This window comes from Proteus genomosp. 6 (assembly GCF_040139785.1).
Taxonomy (GTDB): Bacteria; Pseudomonadota; Gammaproteobacteria; order Enterobacterales; family Enterobacteriaceae; genus Proteus.
The window spans coordinates 1-14,245 of sequence record NZ_JBEEVJ010000017.1; the positions used below are offsets into that span (position 1 = coordinate 1).

General features: G+C 39.2%; 28 protein-coding genes and 1 tRNA gene. 19 read left to right on the top strand and 10 right to left on the bottom strand.

Annotated elements, in window-relative coordinates:
- The 9 genes from ABN212_RS17030 to ABN212_RS17070 all read right to left on the bottom strand — a co-directional run.
- Positions 1-339 (bottom strand): recombination protein NinB (locus ABN212_RS17030; protein ID WP_349443464.1); only part of this gene is annotated, 339 nt, incomplete at its 3' end.
- A 9-nt stretch (positions 340-348) separates the two neighbouring features.
- The gene (locus tag ABN212_RS17035) at positions 349-582 is read right to left on the bottom strand and encodes a hypothetical protein (RefSeq protein ID WP_161671196.1); all 234 of its coding nucleotides are present in this window, start codon (positions 580-582) and stop codon (positions 349-351) included.
- Between the two features lie 182 nt (positions 583-764).
- Complete coding sequence (locus ABN212_RS17040) at positions 765-968, bottom strand: DUF551 domain-containing protein (protein WP_349443465.1); 204 nt, start codon at positions 966-968, stop codon at positions 765-767.
- Positions 955-1,236 carry a hypothetical protein gene (locus ABN212_RS17045; protein ID WP_349443466.1) on the bottom strand — a complete coding sequence of 94 codons (282 nt, stop codon included), beginning with the start codon at positions 1,234-1,236 and terminating at the stop codon, positions 955-957. The genes ABN212_RS17040 and ABN212_RS17045 overlap by 14 nt, the downstream gene beginning before the upstream one ends.
- Positions 1,237-1,255: 19 nt before the next feature.
- Entirely contained in the window at positions 1,256-2,632 is a 1,377-nt protein-coding gene (locus tag ABN212_RS17050; RefSeq protein WP_349443468.1) for a replicative DNA helicase, read from the bottom strand.
- Positions 2,632-3,804 (bottom strand): DNA replication protein, encoded by a 1,173-nt coding sequence (locus tag ABN212_RS17055; RefSeq protein ID WP_349443469.1) that lies wholly within the window; start codon positions 3,802-3,804, stop codon positions 2,632-2,634. Before ABN212_RS17055 ends, ABN212_RS17050 begins: the two co-directional genes overlap by 1 nt.
- Positions 3,797-3,973: a hypothetical protein gene (locus ABN212_RS17060; protein WP_164484703.1), complete on the bottom strand. Its 177-nt coding sequence runs from the start codon at positions 3,971-3,973 to the stop codon at positions 3,797-3,799. Before ABN212_RS17060 ends, ABN212_RS17055 begins: the two co-directional genes overlap by 8 nt.
- Before the next feature lie 117 nt (positions 3,974-4,090).
- Complete coding sequence (locus ABN212_RS17065; protein WP_349443470.1) at positions 4,091-4,417, bottom strand: CII family transcriptional regulator; 327 nt, start codon at positions 4,415-4,417, stop codon at positions 4,091-4,093.
- 143 nt (positions 4,418-4,560) lie between these two features.
- Positions 4,561-4,770 (bottom strand): helix-turn-helix transcriptional regulator, encoded by a 210-nt coding sequence (locus ABN212_RS17070; protein ID WP_049257589.1) that lies wholly within the window; start codon positions 4,768-4,770, stop codon positions 4,561-4,563.
- Positions 4,771-4,852: 82 nt separating this feature from the next.
- Here ABN212_RS17070 and ABN212_RS17075 point away from each other — a divergent pair, with 82 nt between their 5' ends.
- The 5 genes from ABN212_RS17075 to ABN212_RS17095 all read left to right on the top strand — a co-directional run bounded on the left by ABN212_RS17075 (position 4,853) and on the right by ABN212_RS17095 (position 7,624).
- Positions 4,853-5,536 carry a LexA family protein gene (locus ABN212_RS17075; protein ID WP_349443524.1) on the top strand — a complete coding sequence of 228 codons (684 nt, stop codon included), beginning with the start codon at positions 4,853-4,855 and terminating at the stop codon, positions 5,534-5,536.
- A 74-nt stretch (positions 5,537-5,610) separates the two neighbouring features.
- Complete coding sequence (locus tag ABN212_RS17080) at positions 5,611-6,642, top strand: SDH family Clp fold serine proteinase (RefSeq protein WP_080974777.1); 1,032 nt, start codon at positions 5,611-5,613, stop codon at positions 6,640-6,642.
- Positions 6,643-7,013: 371 nt separating this feature from the next.
- A tRNA-Tyr gene (locus ABN212_RS17085) sits at positions 7,014-7,079 on the top strand.
- Positions 7,080-7,134: 55 nt separating this feature from the next.
- Positions 7,135-7,452, top strand: coding sequence for a hypothetical protein (locus ABN212_RS17090; protein WP_349443472.1), 318 nt, complete (start codon positions 7,135-7,137; stop codon positions 7,450-7,452).
- Positions 7,453-7,462: 10 nt separating this feature from the next.
- On the top strand, positions 7,463-7,624 hold the full coding sequence (locus ABN212_RS17095; RefSeq protein ID WP_349443474.1) for a hypothetical protein: 162 nt from the start codon (positions 7,463-7,465) through the stop codon (positions 7,622-7,624).
- Here ABN212_RS17095 and ABN212_RS17100 read toward each other — a convergent pair.
- On the bottom strand, positions 7,609-7,896 hold the full coding sequence (locus ABN212_RS17100) for a DUF2622 domain-containing protein (protein ID WP_349443475.1): 288 nt from the start codon (positions 7,894-7,896) through the stop codon (positions 7,609-7,611). The two genes, ABN212_RS17095 and ABN212_RS17100, sit on opposite strands and share 16 nt — an antisense overlap.
- Positions 7,897-8,427: 531 nt before the next feature.
- Between ABN212_RS17100 and ABN212_RS17105 the strand changes: the two genes are divergently transcribed.
- From ABN212_RS17105 to dcm, 14 genes are all read left to right on the top strand, one after another.
- Positions 8,428-8,619, top strand: coding sequence for a hypothetical protein (locus ABN212_RS17105; RefSeq protein WP_349443476.1), 192 nt, complete (start codon positions 8,428-8,430; stop codon positions 8,617-8,619).
- A 1-nt stretch (position 8,620) separates the two neighbouring features.
- Positions 8,621-8,764 (top strand): hypothetical protein, encoded by a 144-nt coding sequence (locus ABN212_RS17110; protein ID WP_349443477.1) that lies wholly within the window; start codon positions 8,621-8,623, stop codon positions 8,762-8,764.
- 34 nt (positions 8,765-8,798) lie between these two features.
- Positions 8,799-8,963, top strand: a complete 165-nt coding sequence (locus ABN212_RS17115) for a hypothetical protein (RefSeq protein ID WP_196736883.1) — start codon at positions 8,799-8,801, stop codon at positions 8,961-8,963.
- 53 nt (positions 8,964-9,016) lie between these two features.
- A complete protein-coding gene (locus ABN212_RS17120; protein WP_284309062.1) occupies positions 9,017-9,172 on the top strand; it encodes a hypothetical protein in 156 nt (51 codons plus the stop codon).
- A gap of 64 nt (positions 9,173-9,236) precedes the next feature.
- Positions 9,237-9,434, top strand: coding sequence for a hypothetical protein (locus ABN212_RS17125; RefSeq protein WP_349443478.1), 198 nt, complete (start codon positions 9,237-9,239; stop codon positions 9,432-9,434).
- A complete protein-coding gene (locus ABN212_RS17130; RefSeq protein WP_099659849.1) occupies positions 9,431-9,652 on the top strand; it encodes a hypothetical protein in 222 nt (73 codons plus the stop codon). The genes ABN212_RS17125 and ABN212_RS17130 overlap by 4 nt, the downstream gene beginning before the upstream one ends.
- Positions 9,649-10,467, top strand: a complete 819-nt coding sequence (locus ABN212_RS17135; protein WP_349443479.1) for a PD-(D/E)XK nuclease-like domain-containing protein — start codon at positions 9,649-9,651, stop codon at positions 10,465-10,467. Before ABN212_RS17130 ends, ABN212_RS17135 begins: the two co-directional genes overlap by 4 nt.
- On the top strand, positions 10,460-11,281 hold the full coding sequence (gene recT, locus ABN212_RS17140; RefSeq protein WP_349443480.1) for a recombination protein RecT: 822 nt from the start codon (positions 10,460-10,462) through the stop codon (positions 11,279-11,281). The genes ABN212_RS17135 and recT overlap by 8 nt, the downstream gene beginning before the upstream one ends.
- Before the next feature lie 138 nt (positions 11,282-11,419).
- Positions 11,420-11,635: a hypothetical protein gene (locus tag ABN212_RS18920; protein ID WP_432807471.1), complete on the top strand. Its 216-nt coding sequence runs from the start codon at positions 11,420-11,422 to the stop codon at positions 11,633-11,635.
- A 33-nt stretch (positions 11,636-11,668) separates the two neighbouring features.
- Entirely contained in the window at positions 11,669-11,827 is a 159-nt protein-coding gene (locus ABN212_RS17150) for a hook protein (RefSeq protein ID WP_349443482.1), read from the top strand.
- 35 nt (positions 11,828-11,862) lie between these two features.
- Complete coding sequence (locus ABN212_RS17155) at positions 11,863-12,183, top strand: hypothetical protein (RefSeq protein WP_349443483.1); 321 nt, start codon at positions 11,863-11,865, stop codon at positions 12,181-12,183.
- Positions 12,183-12,716: a hypothetical protein gene (locus ABN212_RS17160; RefSeq protein WP_349443485.1), complete on the top strand. Its 534-nt coding sequence runs from the start codon at positions 12,183-12,185 to the stop codon at positions 12,714-12,716. Before ABN212_RS17155 ends, ABN212_RS17160 begins: the two co-directional genes overlap by 1 nt.
- Positions 12,716-12,958, top strand: coding sequence for a hypothetical protein (locus ABN212_RS17165; RefSeq protein WP_159287552.1), 243 nt, complete (start codon positions 12,716-12,718; stop codon positions 12,956-12,958). The genes ABN212_RS17160 and ABN212_RS17165 overlap by 1 nt, the downstream gene beginning before the upstream one ends.
- Before the next feature lie 72 nt (positions 12,959-13,030).
- Entirely contained in the window at positions 13,031-14,152 is a 1,122-nt protein-coding gene (gene dcm / locus ABN212_RS17170; RefSeq protein ID WP_349443486.1) for a DNA (cytosine-5-)-methyltransferase, read from the top strand.
- Positions 14,153-14,245: the final 93 nt, after the last annotated feature.

Below are 14,245 nucleotides of genomic sequence, written 5' to 3' on the forward strand. Positions count from 1 at the left end.
GAACATTTCACCTGTATCAAGTTTTGATGTTTTTCGAAGTGTCCTTACGCGCTCTGTAAGTTGTGTAGTAACGTCAATCATATCGACCACCTCGTAACCTAAGAATGTATGCTTAAGCATCTCCTTAACGGTTTCAGGCGTATAATTGGCGTTGTTCTTACATAGGTATTTGCTTATCTCTGTGCACCACATATGAAAAGTGGAATTCTGAGATAGTGAGCGCTTGTTTTTCCAAGGCTTGATGATGATTCGGTGTGGTTGGTTTGTTGCTAGAACTTCTTTGAGGTGTTGCCATGCGGTATTTTTTGTTGATTCGTGGAAGAGGAAATCTGCTTCCAAGTTAGCCCCTTATTTCTCGCTAACTGATGCAATTTCATCTTTCATTGCAGGGCGGAATTTGTCCATTACCCTCCCTGTGTAGAAATCTATATCCGTACTGCCCTTAATTTTTGTTATGGCAAACGCTATATCATCCCAACCAACTAAATAGAAAACTTTTCCTTTTAAATCGGGATGAAGCTCAGCGTTATCTCTACTAATGATTGGCATTCCAAATTCCGGATTGTTATTTAATTCACTCACTGTTAGCTCTCCTGTTCCATGCTGCTATGGCTTGTTGCATATGCGTCTAACATCTTTAGCTATCCACCCTTTCAGCTTGTAGCACCTAATGACATTCTCGGCTAAATCATGGCTTGGATTGTTATTCCTACACCATTTAATCAATACCCATCTGTCATGCAATAAATAACGCATCCACCTCATCATTCACCCTCTGGCATTGGTGGGAGCTCGTGCCAATACTTGATGTTTTCTAATCCCACTCCCGATAAAAATTCACCATCATCCCATTTGCCATCAAAGTCACTGATGTGCATGATGTGAAGCACGGTTCCCAATTTAACAATTACTGGCTTGCCCACTTCTGGCATTTTATCTGAGCACTTAACCCAATTAGTTCCCTGCATTAGATGACTCCATCAAATCAATAGCCTCATCAATCCTTGCTTTGAGGGCTTTCAGCGATTCTATTGAGCTAGATTTAATCACTACTAGCGTATCTAAATCATCTGTTGTAGTTCCCGCTGGAAAATGAAAAGGCTCACCACAAATATCTCTTTCCCCGTCGTGTCGATTAGAAATTGATACTCCTGCATATACTCTGTCTGGATAAGCTACTGTTGATATAATTTTATCGCCTGTTCCTAGCGTTATTTCTAAATATTTATTATTCATCTAAAAATCCTCTTGCGTGTTAACACTCAATTTCTTCATCTACGTAGTCGTTGCTTAGATTGCTTAATACAGCCTGATCTAAACCACCACGAGCATTAGTGAAGTAATATGTTTTTTCTGCACCAGGAGCGTGACGTGATTTAGTGCAAATAATCTCAGTGATACCTTTCAGGTTGGTGTCGGGATGATATTTTTCATCACGATAAATCATGAAGATAACGTCTGCTTCCTGCTCAATAACGCCAGATTCTCTCAAATCAGCATTAACGGGGCGCTTATTGGTTCGTTGCTCCAAGTTACGGTTTAACTGTGCAAGTGCGACTACGGGGCATTTAAGCTCTTTTGCGAGGTTTTTTAGTCCTGTTGCAATTTCACCTACTGACTGATTCATATTTTCAGGGTTGGTCATTTTCATTTTCTGCAAGTAGTCAACGATAATGACACCTAAACCACCCGTTTTTTTGTGCATCTTTCTAGCATCGGCACGTATTTCATGAATACTCATTGATGGTCGGTCATTGATATAAATCGGTGATTCCTGAATATCAGCAAGTGCATGAGATAATTTAGCCCAAGCCTCATCCATATTGACCTTAGATTTATCATCACCAAGTAAGTCTTGCTTGTTAACGCCTGCGTGATGAAATGAAATGCGTTCTGATATCTGCCATGAGGGCATTTCAAGGCTATAAAAAACAACGGGTTTCTTTTGCTTCAATCCAATTGCTTTTGAAATAGCTGTACTGAACATGGTTTTACCCATGCCAGGACGGCCACCAATAACAATCAAATCGGTGTTATTAAATCCACCAAATGCTTTATCGATATCAGGTAAGCCAAACTGAGTTTTATATTTCCAGATGTCACCGTTGATTATCGATTCAAGAATATTTATCGACTCATTCACACCGTCCATGATGTGCTGTGTTTCAACAACACTACCTGTGTCCATTGATGAGATTGTCGATTGAACCTCACCGACAACATCAACAAGATTGCTAACATTTGATGAACTAATCTTCGCAATGCCTTCATTGAGAACAGCAAGCGTTTTTCGAGCCGTGGTTAGATCCTTAATTTTCTGAACATAACCAGGTAACATTTGAATGCTTGATGTGTTTTTCGTGCATTCAGCAAGATAGCCGAACCCACCAGTAATATCTGAGTTCCCTTGTTGCTCAAGCTCTCCATTCAGTAAAACCAAATCAACCTTAGAGCCATTTCTAACCAGGCTCTGCATAGCATTGAATATGGCTTTGTGAGATGACGAGGTGAAATCATCAGCAACTAAACTTTCAATCGCTGAGATAGCAATCTCTTCGGTTTCAGATGTAGCGATCAGTATTCCCCCAATGACAGCCTGCTCTGAGTAATAATCCGTGAATTTATTTTCCATTAAACAATCCCTTTCTTCCGTTCGGTATATTCGCGCTTGGCTTGTTCGTAGGTTTGCGACCATCTTGTCGGCGTTAAGATCCAGTCAAGAGTTAACCACCCCTTTTCTTGCAAGCCAGTGAATAAACTTGATTGCGATATCAGCTTGAAGCAGGTGTCCATATGTTTTACTTCACGCCACTGCCCCTTGTTAGTTTTGCCATTCCAGACAGCTTCCAAATCTTTGTAAGCAGGTCTGCGTGATGTCCACTCATGAAAATCAATGGCTCTTTCAGGAACGTATTTGTTCCAGATTTTAATTAATTCTTCATGAGGACAATCGACAGGATTGATACCGTCACGGTTTTTCCACTTGAGCGCATCTGAAAGGTAGCCATCGAAGCGAGTCATTCGACACAAGTTCTGAGGTTTTAAGTCCTTCCCTTTAGTCCAAGTCTTAACAGCCCACTCCATCACAAGTTTAATTTCATCAGGTGTGTAACATTCGCCCTTTGACTTGATGGTGTTAAGCGCTTTTAGGATGGGTTCAGTAGATTGAAATTTAGAATTGGTTAGCTGATTAAAATAATCGAGAATTTCTAGAGCGATATCTTCCCCAACGGGGGTAAGGGGGATCTTTATATCTTGTTCTTTAACTTCTAATTCTAATAACTTCTTATTCTGTTTCACCTCATTCGTTACGATGTTTGTCACCTCACCACCTCTTGAGGCGTTGATATCACTGGGTTTGATTGTCACTTCATTGGTTACCTGATTTGTCACCTCAAAATTAGCCTGATATTGACTATAATTTGTGATGGTAATTACTGTTCCGTGGCGGGTTCCTGTGCGGGAAATCATGCCTTCACTTTCAAAAAAATCTAGCATGTCACGGATCTGCTTTTCTGTTTTTTCTTTCCCTTTGGAGTCCTTTAACTTTCTAGCCAACACACCCGCCTTTGTTACTAACTGGCCTTCGCGAAGATCCCAAGAAACACCACTAAATTCGACTCTCTTCGGTTTATGTCTAGCCTGACTTAACAATCTAATCCAAAGGGATAACTTTGCTGTATCTTCTGCCCATTTTGCATTTAGTAGACTCCTGAATATCGCAACATGACCCAACTTAGAGTTATCCATGCGCGAACTCCCATAGTTCTTGTTGCCAAAATCTGCATATGCAACATTACTCATGCGATCCTCCTAGTAATTTCTCACGATGCTCATTTCTCAATTTTGCATCTTCGAATGCTTCCTTTAGACGTTTACTTCCTAACGGTGTCACTTCTCGTAACGTCTTATCTCGCATGATGTTTTTATGCACTTCGTGACGATTAAACCAATGATTAACCTTTTTCTTCATGGTATAATTCCCTTATTCATAAGCTGTATCAGCAAAAGGGAAACTCAAAATAAGCTTCCCTTTAATACTGGTTATTGATACAGTGTATTTGTTAAGTTAAATGGTTAAGTCCATTTATTAATGCGCCTCGGTTGCTCCAACAATCGGGGCGTTTTCTTTTGTTCTCATCTGTGACAGTTCACCTATTTGTTTCCATAAAAAGCGGTATTCTTCCTCTGATATTTTCCTCTCACCTTCCATCACAAAATCGACTATCCCTGATGCGACTAATGTCTCGCATATCTCAGGATATTTTTCAGTTCTGCGTAGAATGGTTGAGTCATGAACACCTAATGTTTTAGCCACTACCGATTGAGTTTTACTTCTCAATGCCTGTAATGCCGAAGCCATTAAGTGATTTGAAATGAATTGATTAAATTGTTTGCGTGTATTTGCATATTCCATTGTTCATACTCCGTTATGTGATTACTTCCCATATTGGGAACAGCAGTAATGATCCGTGGCTCATTCCATATGAGCGGATTGTTGATAATAATTGCCGATTGAGGTCAAAAGGCATGGCGTGAATTTTTAAAGAGCGAGTGAAACTAAGCAACTTTTGGTGGAAATAAATCATCAATAGTGACTTTCACACCTTTTTGATTAAAGAAAACAACGAGCTTTCTACAAACGTCTAAGTCAGCTTTACGTCTACCATTTTCGTAATGGCTGACATTTCCTTTTGTACATCCAAGCTCTTTGGCTAAGTCGTTTTGGGTGATTCCCAATTTTTTTCTGTATCGACTTAAATTGTTCATTAGAACCTCCTTATTACAATTAGATTAGTATACATAAAGTATCCGATAACTCAATATAAAAGTATACATTTTGTGTGTCCACATATATGTATACATAACGTATAATCTTGGTATGAAAATGAAATGGTACGAACTAGCCAAATCCTTGATGAAGGACAAAGGCATTACTTATGATGATTTAGCTGAGCGCTTTTCGGTTTCGAAGGGTGCCGTTGGCCATTGGATGACAGGAAAGAGAGAACCATCTCTGCATGATATAGCGGGAATACTGGCATTTGTTGGTGTAAATAACGCAGTTATTAATTCAGATGGCTCGATTAGTATCGAAAAAGAAGATATTAGTCATCAGCAGCCAACATATGAATACCCTCTATTCACGAAGGTACAAGCTGGCGCTTTCTCAACAGAATTTAACTCATATACTCAGAAAGATGCTGTGTCGTGGATTCCTACAGCTAAGAAAGCCAGTGAGCGCTCTTTCTGGTTGGAGGTTGAAGGTCAATCAATGACAGCACCACCAGGAGGTAAGCCAAGTTTTCCTGAAGGAATGCTAATTCTGGTTGATCCTGAGGAAGAAGTAGAGTTCGGAGATTTCTGTGTCGCTCGTTTGCTAAATGATGAGTTCACATTCAAACGATTGATTAGAGAAGGCGGAGTTGAGTATCTAGAGCCATTAAACCCACGCTATGACCTGATCCCTATTAACGGTAACTGCACAATCATAGGTAAAGTAATCAAGTCACAATGGCCTGACGACACGTTTTAATACAATAAGGTATTAGTTATATTTATTTTTCTACACACCAAATGGGATCTGGTTTATACACAAAGGAATATAATATGGAAAAAGATACTGGTGTCCATGATACTATTGATGATACTGATGTTTATGTGTACATAGGGGACATAACAAGGGCTGGATACAACAAATTATCAACAGAAATTGAAAATAGAATAACTGCCAATAAAAAGCGTGAACATGTAATTTTATGTATTTCTACTTATGGCGGCGATCCTGATGCAGGATATAGAATTGGTAGAGCTCTGCAACATTATTATACTGGAAATGTATCAGTTCTTGTGCCAAGCTTATGTAAGAGCGCAGGAACATTAGCTGTTATTTCTGCTGATAACCTAATTATTGGTGACCGAGGTGAATTAGGACCTCTTGATATACAACTAAGAAAAGCTGATGAAATGGGAGAGTCTAGCTCAACTCTTGATATCTTTAAAGCTGTAGATCAATTAGAATCACGCACTTTATCGGCCTTTAGACAATATCTCACTGATATAAAATATGGCAGAGGAATTAGCACTAGACTATCAGCAGACATAGCATCAGAATTAGTTAGTAATTTATACCAGCCAATAGCTAGCCAAATTGATCCACATAAAATTGGTGAACATCAAAGAGCTATGGGAATTGCATTATCTTACGGTGAGCGATTAACAAAAAAATCTAATAACCTGAAAGAAGGATCACTAACTAAATTAATAGTTAACTATCCATCACATGGATTTGTAATAGATAGAAGTGAGGCCAAAGATCTTTTCAATAATGTAAACTGCCCTGATGGATTGTCAGCAAATGTTTATAATATGATTAGCCAATGGATCATAAAAGACCCAAATATAATTGGTGGCACACCTTTCGTATCAGATTTTGAAAGTTTTCTAAAAAGAACTGCTGACGAAACACCAAAAACCGAGAATCAAGAAAATGACAACAGAAATAATGACATTGAATCAGACGCTGTCGAGAGCGAACCAACCGGAGATAGATCTGGTGAAAATAGTGAGCACTCAGAACAAGGAAATGAATCAGGAACTGAAGAAAGCCGAAAACCGAGAAGTAAAAGAAAAACTTCATGAAAGTCATAGGCATTATTATCTGTAAAAAAATAAAATAAATATCCCCTGGCATAGCCGAGGGTTTTCTATATACAAATACAATAAAAAGCCCTCTCCGCGAGGGCTTTTTTGTACCATCTCCCCTCCAAAGAAGTGATCTGCATTCCAATCTGAGATTTATTTGAAAATAAATTATCTGAAAATACAGATAGTTGACTTTTATTTATCTCAAATGTCTACATTTAGTATTTACATGCGTCTACTTATCGTATACATTTAATCACATCAACGGCAAGCAAGATACACAAGCAAGCCATGCTCTTTAAAAATATAGCAGTACGGACAATGACATCTTGTCCAACATTTCACTGAGTGAGTTTTGGGATTGGTGAATGCGTGTAGCTCAACGGTAGAGCGAGGCCATAAAGCTGGGGTTGTGGGTTCGAATCCCATCACGCAAGTAGGAAGTAATTACCTACCACCAATCACTAAAACTTATTCAGAGGAGGCAACATGACAACTTATATTCAACCGTTAAAAACGTCACCCAAGAAAGCAGGTGAACGTAAACAAGTAGAAGTTAAGCATGTAAATAGTGATTCATATAAAGCGCGTCAATACGCTAGATATGCATCTTTCAGAGCTAGCAAGCTGAAAGAGGAAGAAATTACTAAAGCTAACTCAGTGAAAGAGAAGAAAGAACGCCCTGTTCTCTCTCTCAAACCAACAAAGCATTATCCAAGTGGAGATAACTGTTGCTTACCTAATGTAGCAGTATTTTCAGGAGTTAAAACAAAACAGCCGAGTGAGTTCGGGGTTACGGCGAGATAGAGGGAATAACATGGAAGAATTAGAGAATTTAATAAAAGAAATAGCAATAGATGAAGGCATCACATTCAAGGATGCCATTAAATTGGCCATTAATGTACTGCGTATTAATCAAGCTAACCAGCCAGACAAGAATTCAATACCTGCTAATGGATGCGGTCACTTAGATGGGTAAAGTGAAGCCGTCCAATCGTTAAAAGAACATAAAAATATTGATGGGTCTTTTGATTTAGATAGTCCTCTTGCGACTCTTTTAACCTCAGCAAGCAATTGAGAAGTTGTTAAATCGCTTTTACCAAAATATGTGCCATTTGGTAGGTCATGGTTTTTACCATTTGAAAACGTAATGTATCGGTAAAATTTAATACCTTCCATTCTTTTATGAAGAGTCTCGTAATCGTCATAATCCGCATTATATAGCTCAATACGAACAATAAAATTTGCCATTTAAATCATTCCTTATATTGACTGTGGAATAACCAATATATCAATTTTCCTTGACTGTGGAAAGTAAGGAACCACCTCGCCTGACGTGGTTAAAAGCAGGCACAGTTAACTAATTACAGTCCATTCTGTGGGCCGTGGTGAGATAACTTTTTTAGACCAACAAATCAAAGGCGATAAATCGGTCTCGCCATATTTACCAAGCACCGTTTGAATCGGAGGATTTATGTAAGTGTTCAAATCTAAACTGAGAGAAAAATAAATATTATGCCGATCCTATTCATGGCTTGAATAGCGTTAGCCCATGACGATATATGGGCAGCTAACCAGAGTTCATTACTTAGTGGGCTGTGGTGAGTTGATTAATAGGAATATTGTCATGTATCGGGTCATATACAGAAACGAACCAAGTAGAGTTTTATTGCTTGGTGCAACTAGTATCGAAGCATGCGAACAGTTTATAGCGAAAAGAAAACTAAAGGCATGCGACTACTTAATTCAAAAGTTGAGTTGATTAATAGATAGGAGATAGAGATGGAAGATAAAGCGGAAGTTAAAGAATTGATGTTGGCTGATATTTCTTTTAGAGACCATCTAGCTGCTGAGGCTATGAATGGAATCTTATCCAACCACTGCATGATTGATAATGTAAACGAACAATCTGCGGCATGGGTTGCTAAAGAATCCTACCTCATGGCAGATGCAATGTTAAAGGCTAGGGGGTGATATGAACGAAAAATATAACGGAGGAGTTAAGCCTGATAATACGAAAGAGGCTAAAAAACTCAATCGTGAGTATCAAGTTAAACGCCTAATTGCTAAAGGTCACACAAAGAAGTTTGCCCGCCAACAAGTTAAACGAATCAAATAGTCAGCAGTAACCCACTACCTAAGGAGCATATGAAATGCCAATGTTCAAAGTGACTTGCAAATGGAATGGCGAGCCTTGGGAAAAGGATATTGAAGCAGAAGATGAAGGGGATTGTGCCGAACACATGTATTTATTTGGAGTTTTAATTAGCAGAGCAAACATCACGGAATTAGATATCAAGGAAATACCTCAGCAGTAACCCACCGCACCAACACCAGATAGCCACCCTATCGCTCACCTAGCGAGGTAACAATGAAAACTAACTATTACAGCGCTATGCGTGATTGCATGGCGGTGCGTATCACTACGCCTCAAGCACGTAAAAATAAACGTACAAGCACATGGTTATTCAGTTTAGCCGTGGTCATTGTGACAACAGTTGGCGTAATACCGACATTTGTAAGTTGAGGTGATTATGCGAATTTCATACAGCTACTCGAACGGAACGCGAGTAATACACGATAAAACAGTCATGGAATTTGACGAAAGTAGCAAGCTAAGTATTGAAACAGGAAGTTTCGCTGAGTTGGCTAAGTTAACGGAAATTGACCCGGTGGAAGCCCTGCAATGGATTATGCAGTTCGACAAGGAAGAGATTGACAGGATTGTCAGTGAAGCAAGTAAGGATGCGCCTATTCCTAAGTTGGCACTACTAAGGAGGGTTGCGTGAATCCTTATCATGAACTTGACGCAATGGAAGAACGCAGACAGGAAGAAACATCATGGATTGATGCAAAGGACGCTGAGTTAAGTAATGTCGCATTTAATGTGGTTGATGGATTACCAAAGGATATTACCAGTCAATGGAGTGACAGCGTTTTCGATATGACTATTGATGGTCTTTACAAGGAGTTAAAGAACTATCAAGAACGCAGGAGGATGTCGTGAAACCAGGTATCCATTACGGAATTTCAAATGAGGACTATCACCATGGATTAGGGATCAGCAAATCTCAGTTGGATTTAATAAGTGAAATGCCAGCCGAATATATTTGGAGTAAGGATGCTCCTGTTGATGAAGAAAAAATAAAGGCATTGGATTTCGGGACTGCTATTCACTGTCTTTTGTTAGAACCTGATGAGTATGGTAAGCGATACAAGATAGGACCTGATGTAAATCGAAGAACCAATGCAGGGAAGCAAGAGGAAAAGGAATTCCTTTATATGTGTGAGCGGGAAGGTATCACACCAATTACTCATGACGATAACAAGAAGTTAATGCTCATGAGAGATAGTGCAATGGCACACCCTATTGCTAAATGGTGCCTAGAGGCTAACGGAGTAGCTGAAAGTAGCATTTATTGGAATGATGAAGATACGGATATTCTTTGTCGTTGTAGACCAGATAAACTCATTCAAGATCACCATTGGATTGTTGATGTAAAAAGTTCCGCTGACATTCAACGATTTGACCGCTCTATGTACGAATATCGGTATCACGTGCAGGACTCTTTTTATTCTGATGGATATAAATCATTAACTGGCGAATCCCCTGTATTTGTCTTTCTCGTTGTCAGCACGACTATCGACTGCGGTAGATACCCCGTTAGAGTTTTCAATTTAGACCAGCAAGCAAAAGATATTGGTCGAACAACCTATAAACAAAATTTAAGAACGTATGCAGAATGCCTAAAAACGGACGAGTGGGCAGGTATACGCACATTATCACTGCCCTACTGGGCTAAGGAATTAAGGAATGAGTAACCCACCATTAGCTCAAGCTGACTTACAAAAAACACAAGGTACAGAGGTAAAGACCAAAACAAAGGATCAGCAACTAATTCACTTCATTAACCAGCCAAGCATGAAGGCGCAGTTAGCGGCCGCCCTTCCTCGCCACATGACACCTGACCGTATGATACGGATTGTAACAACGGAGATCCGCAAAACTCCAGCACTTGCAAATTGTGACATGCAGAGTTTTATCGGTGCTGTTGTGCAGTGTTCACAGCTAGGATTAGAGCCCGGTAATGCCTTAGGCCATGCTTACCTACTCCCATTCGGCAATGGTAAAGCAAAGTCAGGTCAATCGAATGTGCAACTAATCATTGGCTACCGAGGAATGATTGATCTAGCCCGTCGCTCAAATCAAATAATCAGCATTTCAGCCAGAACGGTAAGGCAAGGTGATAGTTTCCACTTTGAGTATGGACTGAATGAAAACTTAACGCACGTACCGGGTGAAAATGAGGACTCGCCCATTACACACGTTTACGCTGTCGCAAGGTTGAAAGATGGCGGAGTCCAGTTTGAAGTTATGACGCATAACCAAATTGAGAAAGTCAGAGCATCAAGTAAAGCAGGACAAAATGGCCCTTGGGTTTCTCACTGGGAAGAAATGGCGAAGAAAACTGTTATCCGTCGCTTGTTTAAATATCTACCCGTCTCTATCGAAATGCAGAAAGCCGTCATTCTTGATGAAAAAGCAGAGGCTAATGTCGATCAGGAAAACGCCTCAGTATTTGAAGGCGAGTTTGAAGAAGTTAGCCAAAGCGCCTACCCCCACATACCCGTTTAGCCAAAGGATATAACCATGAAAAGTTTACACGGTCGTTGCATTCAGAGATGGAAGCAACGATTCAAGGGTGTTTGTGATTCTAAGGTTTCACCTTATTACAGAAAACGCGACTTAAAGGGATTTTGTCGTGAATCTGGCGTGATTACTGCTGACATGATGATCCAAAATATGGCAGAGAATAATGCAAAAGTTGACTTCAGTGGGTGCTGGCAAGGATGGTCACCTGAATTTTCAAAGTTCTTTGACGAGAACCGAGAGAAGTACATTACCGAAGCACGTTTATTTCTCAACGAAGAAGCCACTAATTACGAAATAGACGACTTAATCGAAGAAGAAATCTCTAATTGGAATTAGAACTCAGTGCAAGGATGTAAACAGGAGAGAGATATGACTATTGAACAGTTACAAGAAGAAAATACGAAGTTGAAACAAGCGATTATTGATATTTTCACAAATTGCGGTGAGTGCGAAAGCGACAACGAAGAAAATTATTACATTGTGGAGCAATCCATTGTTAATGACGCATTTGATTTAACGAAAGATTAATTTAACTCGCAGGGATGCAATGAAGAGGAATGAATATGAACGATTTCACGCACCACGGACAAATTATGAAATTCATCGTACCAGAGCCAGACCCTAAGAATGTTTGCAACCTTTGCGGTGGGAGTGTCGGTAAAGATAATTTAATCCAAGGTCAGGCAGCAAATATTTGTTTTGAGTGTTCAGATTTAGCGAAGAAAATTGCAGATGAAAAGCGTAAGGAAATAGCAGAAAAGGAAATTCAGCAAATGGCAACTGATTTATCAACTGGTGGCATAGGTTTAGTTGATATGGGAATGGGTACTGCAAGAAAACATGCAGAGCGCTTATATAGAGCTGGGTATAGAAAGGTGGAGTGATGAAAGTTGAACAATCTCAAGTGCCTAAATTAGTGATAACGGATGTAGAACGTCACGACCCTATTCGTGTTTATCTTGAGGACTACGGCGATAATCAAAATGGTCGTGTCACAATTAGCGAAAGCGGTTGTTCATGGTCTTGCTTTTGGGGTTCGATGGGCAGCCCACTAATTGAGTTTATTCAGCGTATCAATAATCACTACTGGATAGGAAAACTAGATTCTAATTTAATCTCTGAACTAGAAGCTGATAACGATGCAAATGCTGAATACGCTAAAAAGCAAGTTATCAAGCTACGCAAAGATGATGAAATAGGTAAATACGAAGCAAGGGAATATTGGGATTTAATCGAGGCATCAGATAGTGTTAAGGATGATTGTTGCAATAGTTTTTTAGGTGGTAAATTGCTTAGCTTGTTTGGTGATGATGCTTGGTATAACGATTGGCCTTCTATTCCTAACCCTCAATATCTAAGGATGGAATCACGATTAAGCGCTGTTCGTGAGGCGTTAAAGCAAATAAAGGTGGAGTGATGGATAAATACAATAGAGAACAAATGAAACTAGGCGTTCTATATGCTCGCAATCATTTAATTAGCGCATACAGAGCTAACTTTATAGAGTGTGATGAGAAACAGTTTGTAATGTTTATGAACACGTTATCTCATATTGCAAATGAATCCATTGATATTGAATTAATAATGGATAATGTTTTGTCATGTAATGACGAAGCTGAGAGCTGGATTAAAGAAACTCTAATTAAACATTCGAAGTAAACAACCATGCAAATAATCGGATATGTATTACTCATGCTAATACAGGGTTCTGCACATCTATAGGAAATCAAAATGATATATTTAAGTTTGTTCAACGGAATATCCGCTGGGCGATTGGCACTGTCTCGCGCTGGAATTAAATTTGATAAATATTACATTGCTGAAATAGATAAATTCGCCAATAAAGTATCTGAGTTTCATTATCCAGATAATATCCAATTAGGTGACGTTAATGATTGGCGTGATTGGGATATTAATTGGTCAAATGTTGGGTTAGTTACTGCGGGATTTCCATGTCAAAGTTGGTCACTGGCCGGCAAGCAATTAGGCGATAAAGATGAGCGCGGTAAATTATTTTGGACGACATTAAAAATAATGAGCCATGTATTAGAAAATAATCCAGACGCTAAATTCATGCTCGAAAATGTAAAAATGAAAAAGGAGTTTGAGGAATATATAACACTGCATACGGAGCGTGCATTGGGTTATGTAAATAAAACTCTTATTAATAGCTCTTTATTATCAGCACAAAATAGACAGCGTTATTACTGGACTAATTTTGAAGTCAGTCAGCCAGAAGATAAGGGTATTTTGCTGAAAGATATCATTGATGATGACAGTGTTGCCGATAGAGAAAAGTCATATTGTATTGATGCTAATTACTCGAAAGGAACAAATTTAAATCAGTATCTGAGCAAATCAAGGCGACAAATAGTATTTAGGCCATGCGAACCAAGAGAGAATATTAAACAATCCAAAGACGGACTAATTCATGTTGCTAATGCCTCAGATATTAAAGGTAATGAGCAGATAAAACGCATTTATTCCGATGCTGGAAAAGCTCCAACGCTTTCAACGTGCCAGGGTGGGCACAGAGAGCCGAAAGTCGCGATTAGAGATAAGAGTAAAACTATTCGTTCATCTGGACGCAATTCATATGATAGACATGAGTGGGATTCCATTAGTAACTGTCATTATCGCAAATTAACTCCCACCGAATGTGCCAGACTACAAACATTCCCCGATGGCTGGTGTGAAAATATCGTATCAAATTCACAGTCATATAAATGCTATGGGAATGCGTGGACTGTTGATGTTATTGCTCACATATTCAAATGTGCATATAGAGAAAATAAACATGAAGCTATTCGTCCTGCTGTTAATTATGAACAATCATGCAGTGCCAATATCTGAGGATTTATACACGCAATCGGAATGCAATAAACGTGCTGAATATTTAATGTCAGCGAGGGGTTTAACTATTATTTGTGGTGAGGTGATGAGAGT